The 3,544-nt window shown below is 71.0% G+C and carries 4 protein-coding genes; 1 reads left to right on the forward strand and 3 read right to left on the reverse strand.

Annotated features, from left to right (window positions below):
* Together DEIPI_RS29855 and DEIPI_RS0109405 are read right to left on the reverse strand one after the other, a co-directional pair.
* A partial coding sequence (locus DEIPI_RS29855; RefSeq protein WP_084474116.1) for a DEAD/DEAH box helicase occupies positions 1-1,693 on the reverse strand: 1,693 nt, incomplete at its 3' end.
* 260 nt (positions 1,694-1,953) lie between these two features.
* Positions 1,954-2,316 (reverse strand): winged helix-turn-helix transcriptional regulator, encoded by a 363-nt coding sequence (locus DEIPI_RS0109405; protein ID WP_027481620.1) that lies wholly within the window; start codon positions 2,314-2,316, stop codon positions 1,954-1,956.
* A gap of 87 nt (positions 2,317-2,403) precedes the next feature.
* On the opposite strand from DEIPI_RS0109405, the gene DEIPI_RS0109410 reads away from it, so the two are divergent.
* Positions 2,404-3,033: a nitroreductase family protein gene (locus DEIPI_RS0109410; protein WP_027481621.1), complete on the forward strand. Its 630-nt coding sequence runs from the start codon at positions 2,404-2,406 to the stop codon at positions 3,031-3,033.
* Between the two features lie 83 nt (positions 3,034-3,116).
* Here DEIPI_RS0109410 and DEIPI_RS29860 read toward each other — a convergent pair.
* A partial coding sequence (locus DEIPI_RS29860) for a metal ABC transporter substrate-binding protein (RefSeq protein WP_045233979.1) occupies positions 3,117-3,544 on the reverse strand: 428 nt, incomplete at its 5' end.

Consider the following 3,544-nt stretch of genomic DNA (forward strand, 5'->3'; position numbering starts at 1 on the left):
CGCCGCGGCCCTGGCCGCCCTGACCGCCGTAGCCGCCACGGCTCTGGCCCTGGCCGTACCCGCCGCGGCCCTGGCCGCCACGATCGCCGTAGCCGCCCCGGCTCTGACCCTGGTAGCCGCGTCCGCGACCTTCACGCTCGGGGACCTCGAAGAGCTCGGGGAGCTCGTCGGCGACGGTCACCTGGACCTCCTCGTCGAGGGGGCTCTTGGCGAGCAGGCCCGCCACGCTCGCGGCGGGAATGTCCGCGACGGCGCCGCCCGCGAAGAGGCGAATCTTGCCGAGGCTGCGGGAGTCCACGTCGAGGTTGCGCGCGAGGAGCGCCACGGCCCGCGCGACGCTCATGCGCTCGGCGTGCAGGACGATGGTGGTCATGTTCTCCTCACCGCTGAGGAGGCTGGCGCTCTTGACGGGCTCGGTGACGCCCGCGATCTTGGCGAGGGCGCGGGTGAGGGCGTCCACGCCGAGCTCGGCGAAGAGGCGTTCGGCTTCCTCGCGGAAGCCCGAGGCGAGTTCCGCGTCGACCTTGCGCACGCTGTTCGCGGCGGTGAGGGCGCTGGCCTCGCGCACTTCCTTGGGCGTGGGGACGCCGCGCGGGGTGAAGCGCACGCCGGTCTCGCGTTCGAGGTTGCGCAGCTCGCGGTTCTCGCGCTCGCCGTACAGGACGATGGCGGTGCCGGTGCGGCCCGCGCGGCCCGTGCGGCCGGAGCGGTGCACGTAGGCCTCGGTGTCGTTGGGCATGTGGTACTGCACGACGAGGTCCACCTCGGGGATGTCGAGGCCGCGCGCGGCGACGTCGGTCGCGACGAGCACGCGGACGCGTCCGGCGCGGAAGGCGCCGAGGGCGCGCTCGCGCTGGCTCTGGGCGAGGTCGCCGTGGAGCGCCTCGGCCTCGATGCCGCGGTGGATCAGCTCGATGGCGAGCTCGTCGGCCTCACGCTTGGTGCGGGTGAAGACGATGGCGCGCTCGGGGTTGTAGACGGTGAGCAGGTCCGCGAGGACGCGGGTGCGGACGCGGCCCACCTTGATCGCGAGGTGCTCGACGGTCTGCGCGGCCTGCGAGGCGCCGCGGCCCTCGCCGACGAGGTCGACGATCTCGGGGTCGCGCTGGTACTTGCGGGCGATGCGCTGCACGCCGTCGGTGAGGGTAGCGCTGAACAGCATCGTCTGGCGCTCCTCGGGGACGGTGGAGAGGATCGTCTCGATGGCGTCCGCGAAGCCGACGCTGAGCATCTCGTCGGCCTCGTCGAGGATGACGATCTGGACGTGCGTCAGGTCGAGGTTGCGGCGCTCGATGTGGTCGATGACGCGTCCGGGCGTGCCGACGACGACGTCGACGCCGCGCTGCAGCGCCTTCTCCTGCGGGCCGTAGGCGGCGCCGCCGTAGACGGTGAGCGTGGCGAGGTGCGAGGCGCTCTGCTCGAACTCGGCGGCGACCTGCTTGGCGAGCTCGCGGGTAGGCGCGAGGACGATCGCGCGGGGCGCGCGGCCGTAGGTGCGGTCCGCCTCGAGGCGCGTCGCGACGGGCAGGGAGAACGCGAGGGTCTTGCCGGTGCCGGTGCGGGCGCGGCCGATGACGTCACGGCCTTCGAGGGTCAGGGGGAGCGTCTGCTCCTGGATGGGGGAGGGCTCGGTGATGCCGCGTGCGGCGAGCGCCTGCGCGAGCGCGGGCGCGATGAGTTCGCTGAATTGCATGGTGGTCCTTTCCGGGAGAGCCTTCGTTCGCCTGTCCTCCCCGTCCGCTGATCGAGTGCGCGTGCTGCCTGTCGCTGACTGCTCGGACGGCCTGTACTTCTTCGATGCGGGGACGGGGTGGCGGACTTCCCGGTCGGGACAGCCCTCCGTGCCTTACGGCCAAGTGTTGAGTATAGACGATGTCGGCCCTGCAAGTGTGACGCCCTTTGCAGGGCGCGCGATGCGGGGCCGCGCGTCCGCGCGGCCCCGGGGTGGCGGTCTCAGACCCGGGCGGGGTCGAGGTGGGTGAGGTCGGCGGCGTCCTCCGCGGGGAGGTTCGCGCGGGCCCAGCGGTCGATCTCGTCGATGACGCCCTGGAGTTCGCGGCCGGACGCGGTGAGCGCGTAGTGGCTGCGGGGCGGCATCACGGACGTGACGGTCTTGGAGATGAGGCCGAGCCGTTCGAGGTGATCGAGACGCTGGGCGAGCGTCGCGGGGTTGCACCCGCCGACCGAGCGGGAGAGCTCGTTGAATCCCTTGTCGGCCGCCAGCAGCGAGCGGATGATGTGGAGGACCCACTTCTCCTGCAGGATGCCGATGGCCCGATGGACGGGACACAGCGAGCCGTGTGTCTCGGTCGTCATGAACACAGTATAACCTACTACGGCTGAGAAATTAATGTGCTCGATATAGCACTTGACTTTGTAAAGCACTATGGGTAGAGTATGCCCATGACCCAGACGCTCCCCGAAACCACCACCACCCTCGACGTCAAGACCGCCATGGAGACGCGCCGTTCCATCCGACGCTTCGTCCAGGAGCCCATGGACCAGGCCGACCTGCGCGAGATCCTGCGCCTCACCAGCCTCGCGCCCAGCGCCAACAACGTCCAGACCTGGCGCTTCGCCGTCGTGCAGAACAAGGACCTCCAGGCCCGCCTGCAGGAGGCCTCCTACAACCAGCAGCAGGTCACCAACGCGCCCGCCGTGATCGTGCTCTACAGCGACATGGAGGACGTCCTCGCCAACGTCCGCGAGATCTTCCACCCCGGCATGGGCGAGGAGCAGATCAACCAGCGCGCCGCGAACTTCGCCAAGGGCTTCGAGTCCCAGAGCGTGCAGGAGCGCGCCGCGTGGGCCAACGCGCAGGCCAACATCGCCCTCGGCTACCTGCTGCTCGCCGCGCGCGGCCTCGGCTACGACACCGTCCCCATGCTCGGCTTCGAGCCCGCCAAGGTTCGCGAGATCCTCGGCCTGCCCGCCCACGCCGAGATCGCCGCGATCGTGCCGGTCGGCAAGCGCGCCGAGGAGGGCTTCGAGCACCACCGCCACAATCTCGACCGCATCGCGAAGTTCTACTGAGCGGTCGGGTTTCGGCCGTCGGCCATCCATGAACAGAGGGCGCCCGCTTGGGCGCCCTTCCTGCATGGACCACTGACGGCTGCCTACGGACGCCCCAGCGCCTTCAGGAACACCTGCGCGTTGGCGCGCATCATGTCGAAGTAGTCCCTGTGCCGCGCGTCGCCCTCGGGCGCCACGACGAGGAGCTTCACGCCCGCGCTCTCCGCGATGACCCGCGCGGGCGCGACGGGCAGTTGCGGCTCCGCGAACACCGCCCGCGCGCCCTTCGAGCGCAGCAGGTCCACGACCTCGCGGACGTAACGGGCGCTGGGCTCCTTGCCGGGGAAGGGCTCCACGACCGCCGCGATCTTCGGGCCGTACGCGCGCGACCAGTAGGCCCACGCGCCGTGGAAGGTCACGACGGGCGTGCCGCGCACGGGCGCAAGCGTCTTCCTGAGCTCGGCGTGCAGGGCGCTGAGCCGCGCCGCCTCCTGCTTCGCGCGGGTCCGGTACGCCGCGGCCCGGGCGGGAT

It is taken from the genome of Deinococcus pimensis DSM 21231, from assembly GCF_000519345.1.
GTDB lineage: Bacteria > Deinococcota > Deinococci > Deinococcales > Deinococcaceae > Deinococcus_A > Deinococcus_A pimensis.

What these genes read in the sequence shown, in the direction of transcription:
- DEIPI_RS0109405 (WP_027481620.1), bottom strand. Translation starts at nt 2,316, where the DNA reads ATGACGACCGAGACACACGGCTCGCTGTGTCCCGTCCATCGGGCCATC.
- DEIPI_RS0109410 (WP_027481621.1), top strand. Translation starts at nt 2,404, where the DNA reads ATGACCCAGACGCTCCCCGAAACCACCACCACCCTCGACGTCAAGACC.